Raw genomic sequence first — 801 nt, forward strand, 5'->3', positions numbered from 1 at the left:
CAATCAGACCAAAATCCAACGCTTAAAACGACAAGCCAAGCTGAGAGTGGATGCTCAGCCGAGCCAACTCATCTACAAGGAGGGACGAAACCTCAACCGCAAGCAGATAAGCGAACTTCTAACGGGTGGCTATCTGCACAAGCACCAGAACATCTTGATCACAGGCCCAACAGGCGCAGGTAAAACGTATCTTGGTTGCGCACTGGCAACCAGCGCCTGCGACCAACAGCAAACGGTCAGATACTACCGATTAACTCGCTTGCTTGATGATCTGACCGCAGGTCGTCTGGATGGTAGCTATCAAAAGCAACTTCAATCGTTGGCTAAGAAAGCTCTACTGATCCTCGACGACTGGGGGATGGAAAAACTGACTCAAGAGCATGCAGGTCACTTGTTAGAAGTGCTTGAAGACCGCTACCAAAACAGCAGCACAATCGTCATCAGTCAACTACCCGTAAAGGAGTGGTACAACATGATCGGCAACGCCACCGTCGCTGACGCTCTAATGGATCGGCTGGTACACAATAGTCATCGAATAGAACTAGGAGGTGAGTCGATGAGAAAACTGGCGCAATCCGATCACTTAGAGTAAAAATAGGAAGAGAGAAAAACGGCAGGATCAGGTGATCGGAATAAGCCGAAACGAGCGATCGCAATCACCGAAATACGCACTTAATCGGTTCAACCAACGACAGACGAGCAAACCACTAGCGCAAAAAGAGCTGTCAATCTCTACGATGAGGCTTTAAATTTGCCGAAAGGAAGCCAACTTTAAAATTGCGATATGGCCCTGGACCAAAT

1 protein-coding gene is annotated in these 801 nt (G+C 48.4%); it reads left to right on the plus strand.

Annotated features, from left to right (window positions below):
- A partial coding sequence (istB, locus tag R7Q09_RS24970; protein ID WP_318143800.1) for an IS21-like element ISVch3 family helper ATPase IstB occupies positions 1–592 on the plus strand: 592 nt, incomplete at its 5' end.
- Between the last annotated feature and the right edge of the window lie 209 nt (positions 593–801).

It is taken from the genome of Vibrio sp. 2130-1 (genome assembly GCF_033339515.1).